General features: G+C 64.2%; 18 protein-coding genes. 12 read left to right on the top strand and 6 right to left on the bottom strand.

Translation table 11 applies throughout. The annotated features are described in order from the left end of the window. Positions 1-3 precede the first annotated feature (3 nt). From AC1DXM_RS16185 to AC1DXM_RS16175, 3 genes are read left to right on the top strand one after another with little or no spacing between them, the layout of a single operon-like run. Positions 4-579: an invasion associated locus B family protein gene (locus AC1DXM_RS16185; RefSeq protein WP_477234141.1), complete on the top strand. Its 576-nt coding sequence runs from the start codon at positions 4-6 to the stop codon at positions 577-579. Positions 580-592: 13 nt separating this feature from the next. Continuing rightward, on the top strand, positions 593-1,288 hold the full coding sequence (locus AC1DXM_RS16180; RefSeq protein WP_477234139.1) for a hypothetical protein: 696 nt from the start codon (positions 593-595) through the stop codon (positions 1,286-1,288). After that, a complete protein-coding gene (locus tag AC1DXM_RS16175) occupies positions 1,285-1,761 on the top strand; it encodes a DUF4189 domain-containing protein (RefSeq protein ID WP_477234137.1) in 477 nt (158 codons plus the stop codon). The genes AC1DXM_RS16180 and AC1DXM_RS16175 overlap by 4 nt, the downstream gene beginning before the upstream one ends. Before the next feature lie 117 nt (positions 1,762-1,878). Here the strand turns inward: AC1DXM_RS16175 and AC1DXM_RS16170 are convergent, their stop codons facing one another. Together AC1DXM_RS16170 and AC1DXM_RS16165 are read right to left on the bottom strand one after the other, a co-directional pair. Next, the gene (locus AC1DXM_RS16170) at positions 1,879-2,748 is read right to left on the bottom strand and encodes an aldose 1-epimerase (protein ID WP_477234135.1); all 870 of its coding nucleotides are present in this window, start codon (positions 2,746-2,748) and stop codon (positions 1,879-1,881) included. 72 nt (positions 2,749-2,820) lie between these two features. Then, positions 2,821-4,371: a helicase HerA-like C-terminal domain-containing protein gene (locus AC1DXM_RS16165; protein ID WP_477234133.1), complete on the bottom strand. Its 1,551-nt coding sequence runs from the start codon at positions 4,369-4,371 to the stop codon at positions 2,821-2,823. A gap of 313 nt (positions 4,372-4,684) precedes the next feature. Here AC1DXM_RS16165 and AC1DXM_RS16160 point away from each other — a divergent pair, with 313 nt between their 5' ends. The 3 genes from AC1DXM_RS16160 (at position 4,685) to AC1DXM_RS16150 (ending at position 8,536) form a co-directional block, all read left to right on the top strand. Beyond that, complete coding sequence (locus AC1DXM_RS16160; RefSeq protein ID WP_477234131.1) at positions 4,685-6,127, top strand: methylmalonyl-CoA mutase subunit beta; 1,443 nt, start codon at positions 4,685-4,687, stop codon at positions 6,125-6,127. After that, positions 6,124-8,244 carry a methylmalonyl-CoA mutase gene (gene scpA, locus AC1DXM_RS16155; protein WP_477234129.1) on the top strand — a complete coding sequence of 707 codons (2,121 nt, stop codon included), beginning with the start codon at positions 6,124-6,126 and terminating at the stop codon, positions 8,242-8,244. Before AC1DXM_RS16160 ends, scpA begins: the two co-directional genes overlap by 4 nt. 64 nt (positions 8,245-8,308) lie before the next feature. Continuing rightward, a complete protein-coding gene (locus AC1DXM_RS16150) occupies positions 8,309-8,536 on the top strand; it encodes an AbrB/MazE/SpoVT family DNA-binding domain-containing protein (RefSeq protein WP_477234127.1) in 228 nt (75 codons plus the stop codon). Positions 8,537-8,542: 6 nt separating this feature from the next. Here the strand turns inward: AC1DXM_RS16150 and greA are convergent, their stop codons facing one another. Continuing rightward, the gene (gene greA, locus AC1DXM_RS16145) at positions 8,543-9,016 is read right to left on the bottom strand and encodes a transcription elongation factor GreA (RefSeq protein WP_477234125.1); all 474 of its coding nucleotides are present in this window, start codon (positions 9,014-9,016) and stop codon (positions 8,543-8,545) included. 138 nt (positions 9,017-9,154) lie between these two features. Between greA and AC1DXM_RS16140 the strand changes: the two genes are divergently transcribed. Further along, complete coding sequence (locus AC1DXM_RS16140) at positions 9,155-10,510, top strand: TIGR03808 family TAT-translocated repetitive protein (RefSeq protein ID WP_477234123.1); 1,356 nt, start codon at positions 9,155-9,157, stop codon at positions 10,508-10,510. Here the strand turns inward: AC1DXM_RS16140 and AC1DXM_RS16135 are convergent. After that, a complete protein-coding gene (locus AC1DXM_RS16135; protein ID WP_477234121.1) occupies positions 10,503-11,507 on the bottom strand; it encodes an asparaginase in 1,005 nt (334 codons plus the stop codon). The two genes, AC1DXM_RS16140 and AC1DXM_RS16135, sit on opposite strands and share 8 nt — an antisense overlap. Positions 11,508-11,533: 26 nt before the next feature. Beyond that, positions 11,534-12,700 (bottom strand): acetyl-CoA acetyltransferase, encoded by a 1,167-nt coding sequence (locus AC1DXM_RS16130; protein WP_477234119.1) that lies wholly within the window; start codon positions 12,698-12,700, stop codon positions 11,534-11,536. Between the two features lie 204 nt (positions 12,701-12,904). Here AC1DXM_RS16130 and betI point away from each other — a divergent pair, with 204 nt between their 5' ends. From betI to betB, 5 genes are read left to right on the top strand one after another with little or no spacing between them, the layout of a single operon-like run. After that, positions 12,905-13,495, top strand: coding sequence for a choline-binding transcriptional repressor BetI (gene betI, locus AC1DXM_RS16125; protein WP_477234117.1), 591 nt, complete (start codon positions 12,905-12,907; stop codon positions 13,493-13,495). Positions 13,496-13,503: 8 nt separating this feature from the next. Continuing rightward, the gene (gene betC / locus AC1DXM_RS16120; RefSeq protein WP_477234115.1) at positions 13,504-15,033 is read left to right on the top strand and encodes a choline-sulfatase; all 1,530 of its coding nucleotides are present in this window, start codon (positions 13,504-13,506) and stop codon (positions 15,031-15,033) included. Continuing rightward, complete coding sequence (locus AC1DXM_RS16115) at positions 15,033-16,034, top strand: threonine/serine dehydratase (RefSeq protein ID WP_477234113.1); 1,002 nt, start codon at positions 15,033-15,035, stop codon at positions 16,032-16,034. Before betC ends, AC1DXM_RS16115 begins: the two co-directional genes overlap by 1 nt. Beyond that, positions 16,027-17,679, top strand: a complete 1,653-nt coding sequence (gene betA, locus AC1DXM_RS16110; protein WP_477234111.1) for a choline dehydrogenase — start codon at positions 16,027-16,029, stop codon at positions 17,677-17,679. The genes AC1DXM_RS16115 and betA overlap by 8 nt, the downstream gene beginning before the upstream one ends. Before the next feature lie 34 nt (positions 17,680-17,713). After that, on the top strand, positions 17,714-19,177 hold the full coding sequence (betB, locus tag AC1DXM_RS16105; protein ID WP_477234109.1) for a betaine-aldehyde dehydrogenase: 1,464 nt from the start codon (positions 17,714-17,716) through the stop codon (positions 19,175-19,177). A 12-nt stretch (positions 19,178-19,189) separates the two neighbouring features. Here the strand turns inward: betB and AC1DXM_RS16100 are convergent, their stop codons facing one another. Further along, entirely contained in the window at positions 19,190-21,427 is a 2,238-nt protein-coding gene (locus AC1DXM_RS16100; RefSeq protein WP_477234107.1) for a mannose-1-phosphate guanylyltransferase/mannose-6-phosphate isomerase, read from the bottom strand. Between the last annotated feature and the right edge of the window lie 7 nt (positions 21,428-21,434).

Raw genomic sequence — 21,434 nt, 5'->3', positions numbered from 1 at the left:
GCTATGATCAGGCAGGCAGTCTTTGCTGTCGCGATATCCATGACGTCAATGCTCCTGTCCGGCTCGTACGCGGTCGGACAGGAGGCGGTGGCTTCCGGCTACAGAATAAGGCCTTCCGACGTCGCGGTGCCCGCGGATGCGAAGCTTGGCGAATATCAACGGACCACCCGTCCGTTCGAGAACTGGACGCTGATCTGCGACGAGAACCTGCAGGCCCGCCAAAAGGTCTGCAATGTCACCCAGATCATCGAGGACCAGGCAGGACAGGTTGCGTTCAGCTGGTCGCTGGCCGCCACCAAGGAAGGCAACCCCTACATGATCTTGCGCACCCCGCCGATCGCCAAGAGCGACAGTCCTGTCTCGCTGACATTCGAGGGGCGCAAGGAACCGATAAAAATTCAACTCGACGGATGCAATCAAGCAGTCTGCGTCGGCATGCTGCCGGTTGGCCCGATCATGCGCGAACAAATTTCGAAGGCCGCGGCATCCGTCATCTCCTTTCCGACGACGGATGGCAGGACGATCAACGTGACCGCAACCCTCAAGGGCTTGGCCGCGGCCGTCGCGGCGATCAATTGACGAAGGCATTGCGATGAACCAGCAATCGATCCATGACCGGATAATGTCCCGCAACCAGGGAAAGGGTGCTGTTCAGGCCGGCATCGATGACCGGAGCAGACCGAAACGAAACCTGGCGAAGACCACTGTCTTCTCGTTGCTCGCGATTGCCGTCGTCGCCGCGGCCGGCTTCGCAGCCATGCGCTACGGCCTGGTCCGCAATTTATTGCCGCAGCCGGCGGTCGCGGAGACCAACCAGCCCGATCCGGCTCTGGCGGACACGCCATTTCTGCAACACGCCAAACAGGCGGGCTTGCAGTCTTGTTCCAACATTTTTCCAGCCCTTGGGCAGATGCTGACGACCGGCACGACCTACAGCGTTCAGTCGATCTGGAACAACGAGGCCCCCGACAAACACGTCGTGGAAGCCCTGGTCGGCATGAACTACGCCACGCAGGGCTACAGCGGCCCGGCCGCGGGCCTGGTGTTCGCAGCACCCACCGCATCTGTCTGCGAAGGCACGATGGTCAGGGTTGCGCCGTTCGCGGCCAGTTGCGCCGACGTTCCGGCCCTGCTTCCGAAGGGCAGCAAGCTAGCCAACAATCTTGGACAAATCAGCGTCTATGAACTGGCCAATGGAGGGGGCAACGCGATGCTGCTGCCGACAGGCAACAGCTGCGTCGTCATCTCCGTGGCCTCGGCAGCAGGAAAACAAGGAGGCGTACAATGAGGGTGAATTCCGCCATTGCGGCAATCGGCATGCTGTTGGCCTGCGCCGGGCGGCTCGCTGCGGCGGACCTCGCCCCCGCGGCGGACGTGCCCGAGCCGCCGGCCCAGGAAGAGAAAGGCATCTGGGCGGCGATCGCTTATTCGAACCCTGACGGGAAGCACGGCTTCTTCTGGGGTGCCGACAAGCGTCAGGAGGCGATGGACATCGCCCTCAAGCATTGCCAGACCGCCGGCGGCGACAGCTGCGCCGTGGTGAGCGTGTTTCGCAATCATCGTCACTGGGACGACGACGACAACACCGGCTTTCCATACAATCATTGCGGCGCGCTCGCGGTGGGCGAGAAGACGAGCGGGCAATCCACCAGCTGGGGCGCGGAGACGGCGCAAACACGCCGGCAGGCCGAAGACCTGACACTGCAGGCCTGCGAACGGAGTGGGCAGAAATGCAAGATCCGCGAATGGGTGTGTACATGAGGCCCTGCTGTGGCTCAGGAGCCCTTCACCCCACCGGTCGTTGCTTCGCGCGGACGGTGAAACCCAGCTGCCCAAGCACCAGCCCGCTGTCGGCATTCGGTTGGGCGCTGTTTCGCATCAACGCGAACTAGTGGAACTCCAATCAAGGCGCATGTTTGCACTCAATGTGGCGCCGTGCTCAAGCGGGGTCAGCCCTTCGCCGTGATGCGCATCGACGGAATGCGACACCGGCTCGAAGCAGAAGAAATCGGCGTCCTGCGACGGCGAATAGAGGATGAAGACGTCGAGCGCCGATGAGGCCGTGAGCGAGATGGCGATCCTGTCCTCGGGCCGGGTGATCCTGGCGAGGCGGTCCCAGCCGTCGAAAGCATTGTTCACCCAGCTTCGCGGCAGCAGGGAGGCGCGCGAGAAATTCCACGCGGGGTAATCGGCCACGGGCGCCACGCCGGTCGGCAAATGACGCTTGTCCTCCAACCAGACCCGCGCCGCCTTAGCCTCGAGCGTCGTTGCGGCGCTGCGCGGGAACCACGGATGAAAGCCGAGGCCGTAAGGCAGGCGAATGCCGGCACGGTTCTCCACGGTGAGCGTAGCATCCAGGGCCCCGTCATGCAGCGTATAGACAACCCGCGCCGTGTATCGGTAGGGGCCGATCCGGCCGGCGTCGAGGACCAGTTCCGCCTCGGTGGCGCTGTGGCCGGCAATCCGCCATTCCCTCTGAAAGCCGTCGCCATGGATCGGAAGGGCCTCTCCCGCCACATTCGGCTCGACGGTGTGCAAACGGCCGTCGAACTCGAAGCCGCCGCCTGAAATGCGGTTCGACCAGGGAACCAGAACCTGGCAGCCGGAGGCGCCGGTACCGTCGCCCGGCCGCAGGAGCGGCACCGCTACATCGCCGAGCAGTGCGTCGAAGCGCGCGATCGCCGCACCCTGCTGTGGTGCCAGGACGAGACGGGCGCGGCTGTCGCGCATCTCCAGCAGGCCGGCCATCCCTTTACCAGCCGCCGTCGATGGCAATGTTATGGCCGCTGATCATGTCCGAAGCAGGCCGGCTGACACTTCCTACCGCCCCCTGGAAAGGCTGCCCAGAATCCCGCGCACGATCGCCCGTCCGACCGACGAGCCGACCGAGCGCACGACAGCTTTGATCGCGGCTTCGGCGACGGTCTGGCGGTTGGAGGGTCTCGGCGCCGGGGCGCGGCGGCCGGTTGATTGCGGCGGTGGCCGATCGTCATTGCCAAAGCCCGGAATGGTCCAGCGCGAACGGCCGCTGTCGGCCTGCTGCGCCTGCGCTTCCGCCTCCTGCGCGCCCTTGGCCTTCTTCTGCAGCATCTCGAAAGCCGATTCGCGGTCGATGGTCTGGTCGTACTGGCCGGCGACCGGGCTCTGGTCGATCAGCTTGCGGCGCTCGTCCAGCGTGATCGGGCCAAGCCTCGACGACGGCGGCCGGATCAGCGTCCGCTGCACCATGGAGGGCACGCCCTTGGCTTCCAGCGTCGACACCAGCGCTTCACCAGTACCTAGCTGGGTGATCGCCGTAGCGCAGTCGAAATCGGGATTGGGGCGGAAGGTGTCGGCGGCGGTCTTCACCGCCTGCTGTTCACGCGGCGTGTAGGCACGCAGCGCGTGCTGCACGCGGTTGCCGAGCTGGGCCAGAACTTTTTCAGGGATATCCAAAGGGTTCTGGGTGACGAAATAGACGCCGACGCCTTTCGAGCGGATCAGGCGGACGACCTGCTCGACGCGATCGATCAGCACCTTCGGCGCTTCGTCGAACAGGAGGTGCGCCTCGTCGAAGAAGAACACCAGCTTCGGCTTGTCGGGGTCGCCGACCTCGGGCAATTCCTCGAAAAGCTCCGACATCAGCCAAAGCAGGAAGGTGGCGTAGAGCCTGGGGTTCATCATCAATCTGTCGGCTGCGAGCACGCTGATGGCGCCGCGGCCGTCCCGGGTGGTGCGCATGATGTCGGCGATGCGCAAAGCCGGCTCGCCGAAGAAATTCGCCGCCCCCTGCTGTTCCAGCACCAGCAGCGTGCGCTGGATGGCGCCGACCGACGGCTTGGTGACATTGCCGTAGCGCGAGCTGATCTCGTCGGCGCGCTCGGCGATGTTGGCCAGCAGCGCCTGCAGATCCTTCATGTCGAGCAGCAGCAGACCGTCCTCGTCGGCGATGCGGAAGGCGATGTTCATGATGCCCTCCTGCGCTTCGGAGAGGTTCATCAGCCGCGACAAAAGCAGCGGCCCCATTTCCGAGACGGTGGCGCGGATCGGATGGCCCTGCTCACCGAACAGGTCCCAGAAGATGACCGGGAATTCCTGGAAATCGTAGGGATCGAGCTTGATCTGATCGGCCCGCTTGACCAGGAAATCCTGCGCTTTGCCCATCATGGCGATGCCGGACAGGTCGCCCTTGATATCGGCGCAGAACACCGGCACGCCGGCATTGGAGAACCCTTCTGCCAGAATCTGCAGGCTGACCGTCTTGCCGGTGCCAGTGGCGCCGGTGATCAGGCCATGACGATTGCCATATTGCAGCAAAAGCTGCTCGGCGCGCTGGTAGCTGTCGTCGGGCTTGCGGCTGGCGCCGAGGAAAATGCTGGTCTCGTCAGCCATATGTCCATGTCTCCGCAAACTGGTGTTAAAGCCAATGGCCTTGCCGCACGTATAGTGAGGCCGTTGCACAGCGACAATCCAAATCCTCAGATGGGCCAATTGTCTAAGCTGACCAATGCTCCAAATCGGCTTTTTGGAGCTTGCGGATTTTGCCGGTGTTTGGCAATCGTTCATGGTTCGTCCACGCAGGCTGACCTATATCAGAGAGATCGAGTTCGGACCCTGAAGGGCGCATTGCATTGCGATATCGGACAGGGGACCGTAGACTGAACCGCTCCAGGCTGGTGCGGCCGCATAAGAACGAGGAAAATTGATGGGCGCCGGAGCCTTGACCAAGGAAATCGAACCCACAAACGTCGAGCGCCAGCGATGGCTGGCCTTGGCCGAAAAAGCGTTGGCCGGCGCATCCTTCGAGGACAGTCTGGTCTCGCACACCGACGACGCCATCCGCATCGAGCCGCTCTACGATCGCGCTGCTGGCGCCGAACCGCTTGTGCGCGCCAACCCCAAACTGCCCTGGATCGTCAGCCAGCGCATCGACGATCCCGATATCGGCCGCGCCAAGGCGCAGGCCCTGGACGACGTGGCGCAAGGCGCGACGGGATTGTCGCTGGTCTTCGAAGGCGCCCCGAATGCGTTCGGCTATGGCCTGCCGAGGACGGCGCAGGCGCTGGAGACGGTGCTGGACGGCGTGCCGCTCAACCGCGTGCAGATCCGCATCGACGCCCATCCCTGGAGCCGCGCCGTCGCCGACTGGCTGGTGGCGTTTCTGGGCAAGCGCCGCTCCGATCCGGCGAAGCTCAACCTCTCCTTCGGCATCGACCCGGCGGCGATCTTTGCCGGAACCGGACGGCTGCGGATGTCGATCGAGGCCTTGCAGGCATCGATGCCGCAATCGCTGGCGCATTTCTTTTCGCTTGGCGTGCCAGGCGTGCTGCTCGAGGCTGACGGGCGGGTGTTCCACAATGCCGGCGCCACCGAGGCGCAGGAGCTCGGCACCATGCTCGCTTCCGCGGTCTCCTATCTCAGGATGTTCGAGGACGCACGCCAGCCGCTTGTCTATGCCGCGCCGCATATCGGCTTTGCCCTGAGCGTCGACCAGGACCAATTCCTGTCGATGGCCAAGGTTCGGGCGCTGCGCAGGCTGTGGGCGCGAATCCAGGAGACGTGCTCGATCCCGGCCTCGACCGCCAATATCCATGCCGAGACGTCGTTCCGCATGATGACGGCGGCAGACCCCGAGACCAATATTCTACGCACTGCGATCGCCGGTTTTGCCGCAGCCGCCGGGGGCGCCGATTCGATCTCCATCCTGCCGCACACGATCGCTCATGGCCTGCCGGCACCTTTTGCCCGCCGTGTTGCCCGCAATGCGCAGCTGATCATGGCCAATGAGAGCCATATCGACCATGTCGCCGACCCCACCTATGGCTCGGGCGCGGTCGAGGCGCTGACCCTGGGCCTGTGCGAAGCGGCGTGGGTAGAATTCCAGAGGATCGAAGCGGAAGGCGGCGTTCTGGCAAGCCTGCAGCAAGGCCACATCCAGGCGCGCGTCAAGGCAGCATCCGAGCGCCGCGCCGAGGCCTACCGGTCGGGTGAACGGGCAATCATCGGCACCACGCTTTACCCGCTAAAAAGCGAGACCCCGGTCGAGACGCTGGCGGCCGAGCGGCGGCCTCCTTTCACCGAGGGCGTGGCGGTGTGCGAGGCCCTGTTTCCGGTGCGCATCGACCAGTCGATCGGAGCCGCGCCTTGATCCCAGATTTCTCAGAGATCGGCTGGTCGGCGCCGCGGCGCGCGCCCGTCGAGGTCAAGGGCCAGCGACTGACGCCGGAAGGCATTGCCGTCAAGCATCTCTACAGTCAGGACGACCTCAAGGGCCTCACCCATCTCGACACCTATCCGGGCATGCCGCCTTTCGTGCGCGGCCCCTACCCGACCATGTATGTCCAGCAGCCCTGGACGATCCGGCAATATGCCGGCTTCTCGACGGCCGAGGAATCCAATGCCTTCTACCGGCGCAATCTCGCTGCCGGCCAGAAAGGCCTGTCGGTCGCCTTCGATCTCCCCACTCATCGCGGCTATGACAGCGATCATCCGCGCGTTGCCGGCGATGTCGGCATGGCGGGCGTGGCCATCGATTCCATCCTCGACATGCGGCAGTTATTCGACGGCATCCCGCTCGACGAAATGACGGTGTCGATGACCATGAACGGCGCCGTGCTGCCGATCATGGCGCTCTACATCGTGGCGGCGGAAGAACAGGGCGTTGCGCCGAAGGATCTCGCCGGCACCATCCAGAACGACATCCTGAAGGAGTTCATGGTCCGCAACACCTACATCTATCCGCCGAAGCCTTCGATGCGGATCGTGTCGGACATCTTCTCCTATACCTCCAAGCACATGCCGAAGTTCAATTCGATCTCGATCTCCGGCTATCACATGCAGGAGGCCGGCGCGACGGCGGACCTGGAGCTCGCCTACACCATCGCCGACGGCATCGAATATGCACGTGCGGGCGTCGCCGCCGGTCTCGATATCGACCGTTTCGCGCCACGGCTTTCCTTCTTCTGGGCGATCGGCATGAACTTCTTCATGGAGGTCGCCAAGCTCAGAGCAGCGCGCCTGTTGTGGGCGAGCCTGATGCAGAAGAATTTTGCGCCGAAGGACGAGCGTTCGCTGTCGTTGCGCACCCATTGCCAGACGTCGGGCTGGTCGCTGACGGCGCAGGACCCCTACAACAACATCACCCGCACCATGATCGAGGCGATGGCGGCCACCCAGGGCCATACGCAGTCGCTGCACACCAATTCCTTCGACGAGGCGATGGCGCTGCCGACCGACCATTCGGCCCGTATCGCTCGCAACACGCAGCTGATCCTGCAAAAGGAATCCGGCACCACGCGCATTGTCGACCCGTGGGGTGGCTCGGCCTATCTGGAGCGGCTGACACATGATCTTGCAGCGCGCGCACTTGCACATATCGAGGAGGTCGAGAGCCTTGGCGGCATGGCCGCCGCGATCGAACAGGGCATCCCAAAACTGCGCATCGAGGAGGCGGCGGCGCGCACGCAGGCGCGCATCGATTCCGGCGAACAGATGCTGGTCGGCGTCAACGCGCATCGCCCGGAGAACGACATCGAGGTCGACGTCTTGAAGATCGACAATGCCGAGGTTCGGGCACGGCAATTGTCGAAGCTGCAGAACCTCAAAGGCACGCGCAATGTCGGCGACGTCGAGAGCGCGCTCGATGCGCTGACCCGCGCTGCGCAGGGTGACGAAAACCTGCTGGAATTCGCCATCCGCGCCGCGCGCGCCAACGCCACGGTCGGCGAGATTTCGCTGGCGCTGGAAAAGGTCTTTGGCCGTCACGTCGCCTCGGTGCAGACGATCTCCGGCGTTTATCGCAATGCGCTTGGCGACAATCTGGCGGTTGACCGGCTGCTGGAGAAGCTTGAGGCTTTCGAGAAGAAGTCCGGCGGCAAGCCACGCATCCTGGTGGCCAAGATGGGCCAGGACGGCCATGACCGCGGCCAGAAGGTTATCGCTACGGCCTTTGCCGATCTCGGCTTCGACGTCACCGTCGGTGCGATGTTCCAGACACCGGATGAGATCGCCAAGCTGGCGGTGGCGCAGGACGTCCATATCGTCGGCGCCTCGTCACTGGCGGCGGGACATCTGACGCTGATCCCCGAACTGCGCGATGCGCTGAAGAAACTCGGCCGCGCCGACATATTGATCGTCGCCGGCGGCGTGATCCCACCACAGGATTATGATGCGGTGCTTGCGGCTGGTGCTGCGGAAATCTTCCCACCGGGCACGGTTATCCCGGAGGCGGCGGATCGGCTGCTGGATCGGCTGCTGGCGGGCTGAGCGAAACAGTTGCAATGCCTATCAGAGTTGCGTCATAGCGCCTGGCGCAACCTACGGTATAGCCATGAACACCATCATTCACGGACTTGAGGACGGATCGGGCGTTGTAATCTTGCCGCGGGAAATTCTCGACAGCTTGGGGCTGCAAGTGGGCGATGAACTCCAGATCATCGAAACCGATGACGGCATCATCCTAAGGCCGATTCCGTGTGACGATCTCGAAAGGCAAATGTGTGCCGCGCGCGATGTCATGGACAAGTATGAGGCCGCGTTGCAAAGACTGGCAAAGTAGACGCAGTTAGCTCTCCGACAGCTTAATGATTTCCCATTCCTTGCCGTTGACGCTTGCGACGTCGCCGACCTTCTTGCCGAACAGCGCCACCGCCATCGGCGAGACGTGGGAAATGCTGCCCTTTGAAGGATCGGCCTCGTCCTCACCGACGATCTTCCAGTGCACCTTCTTGCCGTCGTCGCCTTCCAGCGTGACGCCCATGCCGAAACGCACCTGGTCGCTGCCCGGCTCCGGCACGGAGAGTTCGGCGCTTTCGCGGCGCGCTGTCCAGTAGCGCAGGTCGCGCGACACCACGGCGATGCGCTCGCGGTCTGCTTTTCTCTCGGCTTTCGCCAATATGTCGCGCAGATCCGTCAGATTGTCCTCGATCTGCGCCAGCCCGCGCTCCGTCACCAGATTGCGGTGCGGGCTGATCGGCCGCTCGCCAATGCCGGCAATGGCGTTTTCGCTGTCTTCCTCGCGGGTGAAGGCTCTGCTCATCGGATGAACTTAGGCTCGCTTCGGCGACTGCACAAGCCACTTGCCGGACCCGGTCATTGCCCGGACTATGACCGGGCGAAGACCGCTGCGGCTGGCATGATTCCTGCGGTTAGCCGGGGGATCGCAAGGGATGTGCCGATGTTGAACAGACGAGTGCTGCTAAAGGGGACGGCCGGCTTTGCCGTGCTCGGTCTTTCGTCGGGCAACGCCTTGGCTAAGACGGCAGCGCGCGGCTCGATCAACGCCGCCGAGCTTGGCGTGCAGCCGGACGCAGCGGACGACCAGAGCAAAGCCTTCGCCAGGATGCTTGCCGAGGCGAGCGAGCGCAACGCGCCGGTGTTCCTGCCGCCGGGGAACTACGTCGTCTCCAATCTGACGTTGCCCGCCCGTGTCAGGCTTTCCGGCGTGCCCGGCGCCTCACGCGTTCTCTATGGCGGTGGTGGCCGTCTGCTGACGGCCGAACAGGCCGAGCATATCGAGCTCACCGGGCTGGTCTTCGATGGCGCCAACGGCTCTTTGGCCGACGATGCGCAAGGCCTGCTCGACCTGCGCCGCGTGGGCCATCTCGTCATCGACAATTGCATGATCACCGGCAGCGGCAAGCATGGGCTGGCGTTGGAGCACGCATCGGGCCGCGTCGAGCGCACGGAGATTTCGGGAGCGGCCGACGCCGGCATCTATTCCGTCGAGGCGGCCGGTCTGCAGATATCGGGCAATACCGTGTCCGACTGCGGCAACGGCGGCATCCTCGTGCATCGATGGCAGCAGGCCGAGGACGGCACCATCGTCAGCGGTAACCGCGTCCAGCGGATTGGCGCGCGCAGCGGCGGCACCGGCCAGAACGGCAATGGCATCAACGCCTTCCGCGCCGGCAATGTCTCCGTCACCGGCAACATCGTCTCGGACTGCGCCTTCTCGGCGATCCGCGCCAACAGTTCCAGCAATCTGCAGATTACCGGCAATACTTGCTCGCGCTCGGGCGAAACGGCGCTCTACTCGGAGTTTTCCTTTGAGGGCGCTGTTATCGCCAACAACATCGTCGATGGTGCCACCAACGGCATCTCGATCGTCAATTTTAATGAAGGCGGCCGCATGGGGGTGTGCTCGAACAACATCGTGCGCAATTTGTCGACCACAGGCCCCTACCCCGCTGACGCGCCGGGCTTCGGCGTCGGCATCAGCGTCGAGGCCGACACCACAGTGTCCGGCAACGTCGTCGAGAACGCACCGCTCTACGGCATGCAGATCGGCTGGGGCGCCTATATGCGCAATGTGGTTGCGACGGGAAACATCATCCGCAAGGCTGGGACCGGCATTGCCGTGACGGTCGTCGAGGGCGCCGGAAACGCCATCATTTCCGACAATGTCATCGACGGGACCAAGAACGGCGCCATCATCGGCCAGCGCTGGGCCGAACCGGCGACCGGCGACCTCGCCAAATCAAGCGATAGTGGCTATGCGCATCTGACGGTTGAGCGAAATAGGGTCAGTTGAGCGCCGCTGTCGGGCGCAGCGAGCCGACCTTGGCGCCGATGCGGCTTTCGATCGGCGGGTTGGACTGTTCCAGAAGGTTTGTTGCCAGCGCCTCGTCGGCCTTGAGAAGTTTTGCCAGCACTGCCGCAATCATCACTTCGGCCGCGCGGCCGGCGCCGTCGTCGCATTTCAGCGCGATGCCGAGGCCGAGCTCGGGAATTGCGGCGCAATAGACGCCTTCGGCTCCGGTCTTGACGAAGATGCGGCCGGGCGCGGCCTGCATCAGCGCAACATCGGCCTTGCCGGTGCCGGCAACCAGGAAGGGCTCGGCCATGCAGGCCGCGAGCAGACGTTTGGCGGCCTTGGCGCGCTCAGGGCCAAAGCCCCTGCCTGTCGCCATACGGGCAAAGCCCAACGCAAAGCTTTTCAGAGGTACGGCGTAGGTCGGGATCGAGCAACCATCGATGGCCCGGTCACTGGCATCGTGGGCGGCGCCGGTCACCGCCTGCATGGCGTCTCGTACCATCTCCTGAAAGGGGTGGCCGGCCTTGACGTAGCCCTGATGGGCAATCCCCGAGTGCACACAAGTGCAGAGAAAGCCGGAATGCTTGCCGGAACAATTGTTGTGCAGCGCATTTGGCGAGCCGCCTGCGCGGGCCAGTGCAATCTCCGCACCATGGCTGGAAGGCCAATGCGCGCCGCACTCCAGCGCCGATTTGTCGAGACCGGCTTTGGCCAGCATCGCCTGAGCCAGTTCGACATGCGCCGGCTCGCCCGAATGCGAGGCGCAGGCCAGCGCCAGTTCGCGGTCGCCGAAGCCGTAGGCGTCAGCGGTACCCGTTTCGACCAGCGGCAATGCCTGGATTGCCTTGACCGCGGAGCGCGGAAACACGGGCCGCGCCGTATCGCCGATTTCCCAGACAGGCTTGCCGTCACCGTCGAAGACCGCGACAGCGCCGCGATGGGCGCTCTCGACGATCGCGCCGCGCAAGACCTCGACCAGAACCGGATTTGTCATGTCACCTCCCAGAAATGCAGGGCGGTTTATCTGATCCGGTCGAGAATGGAAACGTAGTTGGCGACCGCCGCGCCACCCATGTTGAAGATGCCGCCGAGCTTTGCGCCGGGTACCTGGATGCCGCCGGCCTCGCCGGTCAACTGCATGGCGGTCAGCACATGCATCGATACGCCGGTGGCACCGATCGGATGGCCCTTGGCTTTCAAGCCGCCCGAAGGGTTGACCGGCAGCCGGCCGTCCTTTGCCGTCGTGCCGTCGAGCGCCAGCTTGGCGCCCTCGCCGGGCTTGGCCAGGCCCATCGCCTCATATTCGATCAGTTCGGCGATGGTGAAGCAGTCATGCGTCTCGACGAAGGAGAGGTCGTCCAGCGTCACGCCGGCCTTCTTAAGCGCCTGGTTCCAGGCCTGTTCGCAGCCTTCGAACGACAGGATGTCGCGCTTCGACATCGGCAGGAAATCCTGGACATGCTCGTTGGCGCGGAAGGCGACGGCGCGGCGCATCTTCAGCGCCGTCGACGTGTCGGTCAGCACAAGGGCTGCCGCGCCGTCGGAAACCAGCGAACAGTCGGTGCGCTTCAGCGGACCGGCAACGAAGGGGTTCTTTTCGCTTTCCTGGCGGCAGAATTCGTAGCCGAAATCCTTGCGCATCTGGGCATAGGGATTGTCGACGCCGTTCTTGTGGTTCTTCGCGGCGATCATGGCGAGCGCGTCCGACTGGTCGCCATAGCGCTGGAAATAGGCCTGCGCGATCTTGCCAAAGACGCCGGCAAAACCGGCGGGCGTGTCGCCATCCTCGGGCAGATAGGACGCCTTGAGCAGGTTCTTGCCGATCTCGGGACCGGGTGTCGTGGTCATCTGCTCGGCGCCGACCACCAGCACGACGCGGGCGGCATTGGCGTCGATGGCGCGGATGCCTTGCCGGACCGCGGCCGAGCCGGTGGCGCAAGCGTTCTCGACCCGGGTCGCCGGCTTGAAGCGCAGCCGGTCGTCGGCCTGCAGCACCAGGCTTGCGGTGAAATCCTGCGGGGAAAAGCCGGCATTGAAGTGGCCAAGCACGATCTCGTCGACCTCGCCCGGGCCGATTCCGGCATGGTCGAGCGCGTCGACCGCGACCTTGGTGATCAGGCCTTCCAGCGTCTCGCCTTCGAGCTTGCCGAAGCGCGAATGCGCCCAGCCAACGATGCATGCGGTCATGGCGGTCTCCATCCTTGGCGCCAGCCTAGCATGAGGCCTGGTGTAGCGCAGTTCGCCTTTATTGTTCAAATATAAACAATCCCTCGTGCGTCGAAAAGGGCCGCAAGCCGATAATCGCTTGGTGCAGGCTGCAATCGGATCGATTTTTTGTTGATTGACGGATCAATAAAAAATAATCATGCGGGACAAAAGCCGGAAACAACAATGCCGAAAGTCGGAATGGAACCGTTGCGCCGCAAGGCGCTCATCGACGCGACGATCTCGGCGATCGGCGAGCGCGGCTCGCTTGACGTGACCATGTCGGAGATTGCCGGCCGGGCCGGCGTGTCCTCCGCGCTCGCCCACCACTATTTCGGCGCCAAGGATGAACTGCTGCTGGCGACGATGCGGCACATATTGGCAGAACTGACCATCGACATGCGGCGTGCTCTTCAATCCGCCGCCACGCCACGCGAACGCGTCTCGGCCGTGGTAGCCGTCAACTTCTCCGACATCCAGTTCCAGCCGGAAACCATCGCCGCCTGGCTCGCCTTCTATGTCGAGGCGCAGAAATCATCGGCTTTGCGCCGACTGCTCAGGGTCTATGCGCGGCGGCTGCATTCGAACCTGATGAGCGGCCTGACCGGCATCCTGGCCAGGCATGAAGCCGACCGTGCGGCGGAAGCAACCGCAGCGCTGATCGACGGCCTCTATATCAGGCGCGCGCTGAAGGACGGCGTGCCGGACGCGGCGACCGCGATCGCGCTGGTCGAAGACTATCTGGAAATCAAACTCGGCGGGCGACAGACACAGTGACAGCCTCAGTGACATCAAGGCGACCCAATTTCCTGATCGTCATGGTCGATCAGCTCAACGGCACGCTGTTCCCCGACGGGCCGGCCGACTTCCTGCATGTGCCGCATCTGAAGGCGCTGGCCGCCCGCTCGGCTCGCTTTGCCAACAATTACACGGCCTCGCCGCTCTGTGCGCCCGGCCGCGCCTCGTTCATGAGCGGGCAATTGCCGTCGCGTACCGGAGTCTACGACAATGCGGCGGAGTTCGTCTCCTCGATCCCGACCTTCGCCCATCATCTGCGCGCCGCCGGCTACTACACCTGCCTGTCGGGCAAGATGCATTTCGTCGGGCCCGACCAGTTGCACGGTTTCGAGGAGCGACTGACCACCGACATCTATCCGGCCGATTTCGGCTGGACGCCGGATTACCGCAAGCCCGGCGAGCGCATCGAATGGTGGTACCACAATCTCGGCTCGGTGACCGGCGCCGGTGTCGCCGAGACCACCAACCAGATGGAGTATGACGACGAGGTCGTGTTCCTCGCCACGCAGAAGCTCTATCAGCTTTCGCGTGAGCAGGACGATGCGGAGCACCGGCCCTGGTGCCTTACCGTTTCGCTGTCGCACCCGCACGATCCCTACGTCGCGCGCAAGCAGTACTGGGATCTCTACGAACACAGCCAAGCGCTGGACCCGGAAACGGGCTTCATCGCGCGTGACGATCAGGACGCGCATTCGCAGCGTCTCTATCATGCCTCCGACTACCCCTCCTTCGACATTACCCGTGAGCAGGTGCGTCGTTCGCGGCGCGGCTATTTCGCCAACATTTCCTATGTCGACGACAAGCTTGGCGAGCTTCTGGACGTTCTCAAGCGCACGCGCATGCTCGACGACACCACCATCCTGTTCTGCTCGGACCATGGCGATATGCTGGGCGAGCGCGGCCTGTGGTTCAAAATGAGCTTCTTCGAGGGCTCGGTGCGGGTGCCGCTGATGATCGCCGGCAATGGCGTGCCATCCGGGCTGATCGAGGCGCCGGTTTCCAATCTCGACGTGACGCCGACGCTCTGCGACCTCGCCGGCATCGACATAGGGGCGATCGCGCCATGGACCGACGGCCAGTCGCTGCTGCCGCTTGCCAAGGGCGGACAGCGCACCACGCCCGTGTTGATCGAATACGCAGCCGAAGGCTCCTACGCGCCGCTGGTGGCGATCCGCGACGGCAAATACAAATTCGTCCATTGCGAGCTCGACCCGCCGCAACTGTTCGATCTGGAAGCCGACCCGCTCGAGCGCGACAACCTTGCCGACGATCCGACGCACGCCGCCCTCGTGGCAGCTTTCACCAGAGCAGTCCGGGCGCGCTGGGACATGGTGGCCTTCGATGCCGCGGTGCGCGAGAGCCAGGCGCGCCGCTGGGTCGTCTACCCGGCGTTGCGCAACGGCGCCTATTACCCATGGGATTTCCAGCCGCTGCAAAAAGCATCGGAGCGCTACATGCGCAACCACATGAATCTCGACAATCTCGAAGAAAGCAAAAGGTATCCGCGAGGCGAATGATGACAACAACGTTCGTTCCCTCCCTCGATCATCTCAAGCAGGCCTACGCCGTCACCTCCAGGGCGACGCAGATCACGCCGTTGCTGGAATCCGCGGCGCTCGCCAAGGAGACCGGTGCTGCGCGCGTATTCATCAAGCCGGAATCGCTGCAATGGGCGGGCTCGTTCAAGGTGCGCGGCGCCTATTGGCGGCTGAAGCGGCTGTCGCCTGAAGAAGCCAGGAAAGGCGTCGTCGCCTACTCCTCCGGCAATTTCGCGCAAGGGCTGGCGGCTGCCGGCCAGGCGCTCGGCATTCCCGTCACCATCGTCATGCCGATCGATGCGCCGGCCGCCAAGCGCGACGCCACCGCTGGCTATGGCGCGCGCGTCGTGCTGACCGATCATGGCGAGCGCGCCCGTGAGGAAGTTGCTGCCGCCAAGGCGCGGGAGATTGCCGAGACCGAGGGGCTGGCCTTGCTGCATCCCTTCGACGATCCGGAGATCGTTGCTGGCCAGGCCGGCGCCGGGCTCGAAGCGCTTGAACAACTCGAGGCAAAGGACGCCAGTGCCGACCTCTTGTTCTGCTCGGTCGGTGGTGGCGGACTGATCGGCGGTGTGTCGCTCGCCTTCCACTATTTGTCGCCGGCGACCGAGATCATCGGCGTCGAGCCGGAAGGGTTCAACGGCATGGGAGCGTCATTGGATCACGGCGCCATCGAGACCATGCCGATCGCGCCGAAATCGATCTGCGACGGGCTGATGTCGCGGCGGCCGGGCGATGCGCCGTTCGCGGCGGTCAAGACCGCCGGCGTACGCGGCATCACCGTCGACGACGCGTCTGTGCGGCGGGCGATGAAGATCGCCTTCGAGCGGATGAAGCTGGTGCTCGAACCTTCGGGCGCGGCGTCGCTGGCCGCACTGCTCGGCGGCAAGGTGAATGTGGCGGACAAAACCGTCCTGGTTGTGGCTACCGGCGGCAATGTCTCGCTCGCCGATTTCATGGCGCATATGAACCATGCTTGAAGCAGATTTCGTCATTATCGGCTCCGGCTCGGCCGGCTCGGCCATGGCCTACCGGTTGTCGGAAGACGGCAAGAATTCGGTCATCGTCATCGAGTTCGGCGGCACCGATATCGGGCCGCTGATCCAGATGCCCTCGGCCCTCTCCATTCCCCTCAATATGAGCCTTTACGACTGGGGCTTTGCCAGCGAGCCGGAACCGCATCTCGGCGGCCGCGTGCTGGCGACGCCGCGCGGCAAGGTGATCGGAGGCTCGTCCTCGATCAACGGCATGGTCTATGTCAGGGGCCACGCCCGCGACTTCGACCATTGGGCCGAAGAGGGCGCGACCGGATGGGGTTTTGCCGACGTGCTGCCCTACTTCAAGCGGATGGAAGACAATGACGGCGGTGAGGATGGCTGGCGGGGCAAAGGCGGGCCGCTGCATGTGCAGCGCGGCCCGCGCAAAAATCCGCTCTACGGCGCTTTCGTCGAGGCCGGCCGCCAGGCCGGCTTCGAGCTGACAGACGACTACAACGGTTCGAAGCAGGAAGGCTTCGGGCCGATGGAGCAGACCATCCGCGGCGGCCGCCGCTGGTCGGCGGCATCAGCCTATCTGAAGCCGGCTCTCAAACGGCAAAACGTCAGCGTGGTCAAAGGTTTCGCCCGCCGCGTGATCATCGAGAATCAACGCGCCGTCGGCGTCGAGATCGAAGCTCACAAACAGATTCAAGTCGTTAAGGCGCGACGTGAGGTGATCGTCGCGGCGTCGTCGATCAATTCGCCCAAGATCCTGATGCTGTCCGGCATCGGACCGGCCGCGCATCTCGCCGAAAACGGCATCCAGGTGGTGGCCGACCGGCCCGGCGTCGGCCGCAATCTGCAGGATCATATGGAGCTCTACATCCAGCAGGAATCATTACTGCCGATCACGCTGAACTCGGTGCTCAACCCGTTCTCCAAGGCGCTGATCGGGGCGCAGTGGCTGTTCTTCAAGACCGGCCTCGGCGCCACCAACCATTTCGAGGCGGCCGCCTTCGTGCGCTCTGCTGCCGGCGTCGACTACCCCGACATCCAGTACCATTTCATCCCGGCGGCGGTCCGCTATGACGGCAAGGCGGCGGCGAAGGCGCATGGCTTCCAGGCGCATGTCGGACCGATGCGCTCGAAGTCGCGCGGCTCGGTGACGCTGCGCTCGCCCGACCCCAAGGCAACGCCGGTCATCCGCTTCAACTACATGTCGCATCCAGACGACTGGACGGAGTTCCGCCACTGCATCAGGCTGACCCGCGAGATCTTCGGCCAGAAGGCTTTCGACAGTTTTCGAGGCAAGGAAATCTCGCCGGGCTCGCACGTCCAGTCGGACGAGGATCTCGATGCCTTCATCCGGGATCATGCCGAGAGCGCCTACCACCCGTGCGGCACCTGCAAGATGGGCCGCACCGACGACATCATGAGCGTGGTCGATCCGGAATGCCGTGTCATCGGCGTCGAAGGACTGCGCGTCGCGGACTCCTCGATCTTCCCGCGCGTCACCAACGGCAATCTCAACGCGCCGTCGATCATGACCGGCGAGAAGGCATCCGACCACATTCTCGGCCGCACGCCGCTGGCGCCGTCCAACCAGGAACCCTGGATCAATCCGCGCTGGCAGGTCGCGGATCGATAGGGCATTGTCCAGCGAAGATCATTGGAGACTTCATATGCGCGCCCAGCCAACGGCATCGCACTATGTCAACGGCCGCTACATCGAGGATGAGGGTGGTGCGCCGCTGCCGGTGATCTATCCGGCGACGGGCGAGATCATCGCCACCTTGTATTCGGCGACGCCGAATGTGCTGGAGCTGGCGATCGAAGCCGCACGCGCGGCACAACCGGCCTGGGCGCGGATGAAGCCGGTGGAGCGCGGCCGCGTCCTGCGCCGCGCCGCCGACATTTTGCGCGCCCGCAACGCCGATCTCGCCCGCATCGAGACGCTCGATACCGGCAAGGCGATCCAGGAGACGCTGGTGGCGGATGCGCCGTCGGCGGCCGACTGCCTCGAATATTTCGGCGGCGCGGTTGCCGCCTTCAACGGCGAGGCCATCGATCTCGGCGGACCCTTTGCCTATACGCGCCGCGAGGCGCTTGGCGTGTGCGTCGGCATCGGCGCCTGGAACTATCCGATCCAGATCGCCGGCTGGAAGTCGGCACCGGCGCTCGCCATGGGCAACGCCATGGTGTTCAAGCCGTCGGAAAACACGCCGCTGTCGGCGCTGGCGCTGGCCGAAATCTACTCAGAGGCTGGCCTGCCCGACGGGCTGTTCAACGTTGTGCAGGGCTATGGCGATGTCGGCGCCGGCCTTGTCGGCCACGATGTCGTTGCCAAGGTTTCGGTGACCGGCTCGGTGCCGACCGGCCGCAAGGTGCTGTCGCTTGCCGGTTCGAAGATGAAGCACGCGACGATGGAGCTCGGCGGCAAGTCACCGCTGATCGTCTTCGATGATGCCGATCTCGAAAACGCTATTGGCGGCGCCATGCTCGGCAATTTCTATTCCACGGGCCAGATCTGTTCCAACGGCACGCGCGTGTTCGTGCAGAGCGGAATCCACGACCGTTTCGTCGACCGGCTGGTCGAGCGGACGAAAAAGATCCGCATCGGCGACCCGCTCGATCCGGAGACGCAGATGGGACCGCTGGTCAACAAGGCGCAGCAGGAGAAGGTCGTCTCCTACATCAAGGCCGGCCAGCAGGATGGCGCGACGCTCGCCTGCGGCGGCAGTGTACCGTCACTACAGGGTTTTGATGGCGGCTTCTTCGTCGAGCCGACAGTGTTCACCGGCGTCACCGACAACATGCGCATTGCGCGTGAGGAGATTTTCGGGCCGGTGATGAGCGTGCTGAAATTTGATGGCGAGGACGAGGTGATCGACCGCGCCAACGACACCGAATTCGGTCTCGCCGCCGGTGTCTTCACCCGCGACTTGCAGCGTGCGCATCGGGTGATCGCCGAGTTGCAGGCCGGCACATGCTGGATCAACGCCTACAATCTGACGCCGGTGGAGATTCCGTTCGGCGGGGTGAAGCAGTCCGGCATCGGGCGCGAGAATTCGCTGGCCGCGCTGGCGCTCTATTCGCAGCTGAAGGCGGTGTATGTCGAGACCGGGGATGTGGCGAGCCCGTATTAGGACCGCAGCGCCTCACCCCTTCTGCGCCGTTCCATCAAGATACTGCGTCAGCGCGCAGACCAGATGATAGAAAATACTGGCCGGCACGTCGCTCGCCAGCGAGCGGCCGCGTTCGTCGATGCGGTCGATCCACAGGCCGAGCGGGGCCGGGTCGATGTGCCAGCGGAACAGGCGGCCGACACGCGCCTCGATCTCGGGTTTCAGGTCGGGACCGCCCGGGCCATCCAGTGCGATCGCCGCCTTGATCGCTTCGGCCTGCGGCCAGCTGCGCGACACAAGGTCGAGCGGCAGGCCCTGTCTTGAGACAGCGCCGTAAGCAAGGCCGGTGGCGCGGTTGAGGCCGTTGGCGATGGCCGAGGCATAGAGCTTGCGGGCAAAATTGCTCAACTCGCTCTGGCCGCTGCGGGCGGCGAAATCGGTGAGCAGCGAGGCCCATTCGAAATGGTGGCCGGGCTCGGTCCATGTGCCCTTCTCGCCGGCAGCCGGTTTCCAGCCAGCGTCGAAATATTCGCCCAGCGTCCAGCTCTCGGCGTCGAAGAAATGGCTGCGGAAGAGATCGATGATACGGGCGGCGCGGCGCAGATAGGTGCGGTCGCCTGTCGCCTCGTACCAGGCGAGGAAGGCTTCGAGCAGATGCATATGCGGGTTGGAGCGCCGTTCGCCCTCGCCGTCCGATGTCTCGAGAAAGCCGGTCATGCGGCTGTCCTCGAGATGTGCGTCGAGGAAGGAGAAGGTTTCTTCGCCCAGCCGCAGCGCATCCGGGTTGCCGCACATATGCGCGTGCGCCAGCGCCAGCAGCACGCAGGAATGGTCGTAGGCGTCCTCGGTCGCATCGGCGACGGAGCCGTCGACATTGAGTGTGCGCGCCCAGCCGCCTCTGCCGGTGCGGCCCTTGCCAGACATGAAGGCGATGCCGTGGGCAATCAGGCGGTCCGCCGGCCCGTCCCAGCCGCGCGCCTTGGCGACGGCGAAGGCATAGACTTGCCTCGCCGTTGTGCGCATGCGCTTGGGCTTCAATAGAGGGTTGGCATCGAAGCCGAGCGCCTCGTGAAAACCGCCATGGCGCTCGTCGACGCCTGCCGTCGACCACAGCGGCAAGGTCTCCTCGAACAGCCAGTGATGCACGCGCCGCCGCCAGGCGCCGCTCTCGATGACGCGGTCATGCGCTGGCGTGAACCTGGTTTCCAGCCGGCCCGATTTCTCCAGCTGCTCGACGATCTTCTTCACGTGCTGGCTGTGGCTGACCGGCGCGACGAAAGTGGCGTCGGCGGTCGAGACGATAGCGACATCCTTCATGCCGATCGCCGACAGGAGCCGGCCGTCGCTTCTGATGTAGGAATTCTCGCAATCGATGGCGACGACATCGCCGACCACGACATTGCCCTTGGCATCGGCAGGGCCGACATCGAGCAGCGACTGCCAGGAGCCGAGGTCGTTCCAGCGGAAGCCGGCCGGCACCATGGCGATGTCCTTGGCCCGTTCCATGATGGCGTAGTCGATCGAATTCGATGGGATGGCGGCGTAGAGCTCCAGCGGCATATAGAGGCCGGACAGATCCGATGTTGCCGCCTTGTAGGCCGCTTCCGTGGCCAGCCAGATATCAAGCTGGAACGCCGCGAACGCGTCGCGCATGGCGCCGGCGCGAAACAGAAAGATGCCGGTGTTCCAGTAGAAGGTGCCAGCCCTGAGATAGCTCTGCGCGGTGGCAAGGTCAGGCTTTTCGACGAAGCGCGAGACGTCGAAGACGCCGCTCTTCTCGTCTGCAACCTCGATATAGCCGTAGCCGGTCTCGGGCTGCGTCGGCTTGATGCCGAACACTACGAGACGGCCGGCAAGCGCCGCCTGACAGCCGGCCTCGACGCTCTGCCAGAACTGCTTCGGCGTCGCGATTTCGTGGTCCGACGGCACCACCAACACCAGGCTGTCGCCGAATTCGGACAACGTGCGCAGCGCAGCCAGCGCCACGGCAGCAGCGGTGTTACGGCCGGTCGGCTCGAACAGCGGACCGCCGCCTGAGAGGTCGAGGCCGGCAAGGTCGGCATGGACACGCTCGGCATGGCGCTCGGCGGCAATCAGGAAGATCGGCGTTTCGCCTTCCGGCCGCGCCGTCAGCCGCCGCAGTGTCTTGGCCAGCATCGAGCCATCGCCGGAAAGATCGTGGAACTGCTTCGGATTGTCCTCGCGCGACAGCGGCCAGAGCCGCGAGCCGACGCCACCGCTCATGACAAAACTGACAATGCGCTCGGTCATGAAATGT

Source organism: Mesorhizobium sp. P3_A2 (assembly GCF_056403115.1).
Note: the sequence above shows the minus strand (reverse complement) of the source record. Positions and strands in the feature narration are given on the sequence as shown.

What these genes read in the sequence shown, in the direction of transcription:
- AC1DXM_RS16135 (WP_477234121.1), bottom strand. Translation starts at nt 11,507, where the DNA reads ATGACAAATCCGGTTCTGGTCGAGGTCTTGCGCGGCGCGATCGTCGAG.
- greA (WP_477234125.1), bottom strand. Translation starts at nt 9,016, where the DNA reads ATGAGCAGAGCCTTCACCCGCGAGGAAGACAGCGAAAACGCCATTGCC.
- betB (WP_477234109.1), top strand. Translation starts at nt 17,714, where the DNA reads ATGCGCGCCCAGCCAACGGCATCGCACTATGTCAACGGCCGCTACATC.
- AC1DXM_RS16165 (WP_477234133.1), bottom strand. Translation starts at nt 4,371, where the DNA reads ATGGCTGACGAGACCAGCATTTTCCTCGGCGCCAGCCGCAAGCCCGAC.
- AC1DXM_RS16180 (WP_477234139.1), top strand. Translation starts at nt 593, where the DNA reads ATGAACCAGCAATCGATCCATGACCGGATAATGTCCCGCAACCAGGGA.
- betI (WP_477234117.1), top strand. Translation starts at nt 12,905, where the DNA reads ATGCCGAAAGTCGGAATGGAACCGTTGCGCCGCAAGGCGCTCATCGAC.
- betA (WP_477234111.1), top strand. Translation starts at nt 16,027, where the DNA reads ATGCTTGAAGCAGATTTCGTCATTATCGGCTCCGGCTCGGCCGGCTCG.
- AC1DXM_RS16150 (WP_477234127.1), top strand. Translation starts at nt 8,309, where the DNA reads ATGAACACCATCATTCACGGACTTGAGGACGGATCGGGCGTTGTAATC.
- AC1DXM_RS16100 (WP_477234107.1), bottom strand. Translation starts at nt 21,427, where the DNA reads ATGACCGAGCGCATTGTCAGTTTTGTCATGAGCGGTGGCGTCGGCTCG.
- AC1DXM_RS16115 (WP_477234113.1), top strand. Translation starts at nt 15,033, where the DNA reads ATGACAACAACGTTCGTTCCCTCCCTCGATCATCTCAAGCAGGCCTAC.
- AC1DXM_RS16160 (WP_477234131.1), top strand. Translation starts at nt 4,685, where the DNA reads ATGGGCGCCGGAGCCTTGACCAAGGAAATCGAACCCACAAACGTCGAG.
- AC1DXM_RS16130 (WP_477234119.1), bottom strand. Translation starts at nt 12,700, where the DNA reads ATGACCGCATGCATCGTTGGCTGGGCGCATTCGCGCTTCGGCAAGCTC.
- AC1DXM_RS16175 (WP_477234137.1), top strand. Translation starts at nt 1,285, where the DNA reads ATGAGGGTGAATTCCGCCATTGCGGCAATCGGCATGCTGTTGGCCTGC.
- AC1DXM_RS16170 (WP_477234135.1), bottom strand. Translation starts at nt 2,748, where the DNA reads ATGGCCGGCCTGCTGGAGATGCGCGACAGCCGCGCCCGTCTCGTCCTG.
- AC1DXM_RS16185 (WP_477234141.1), top strand. Translation starts at nt 4, where the DNA reads ATGATCAGGCAGGCAGTCTTTGCTGTCGCGATATCCATGACGTCAATG.
- AC1DXM_RS16140 (WP_477234123.1), top strand. Translation starts at nt 9,155, where the DNA reads ATGTTGAACAGACGAGTGCTGCTAAAGGGGACGGCCGGCTTTGCCGTG.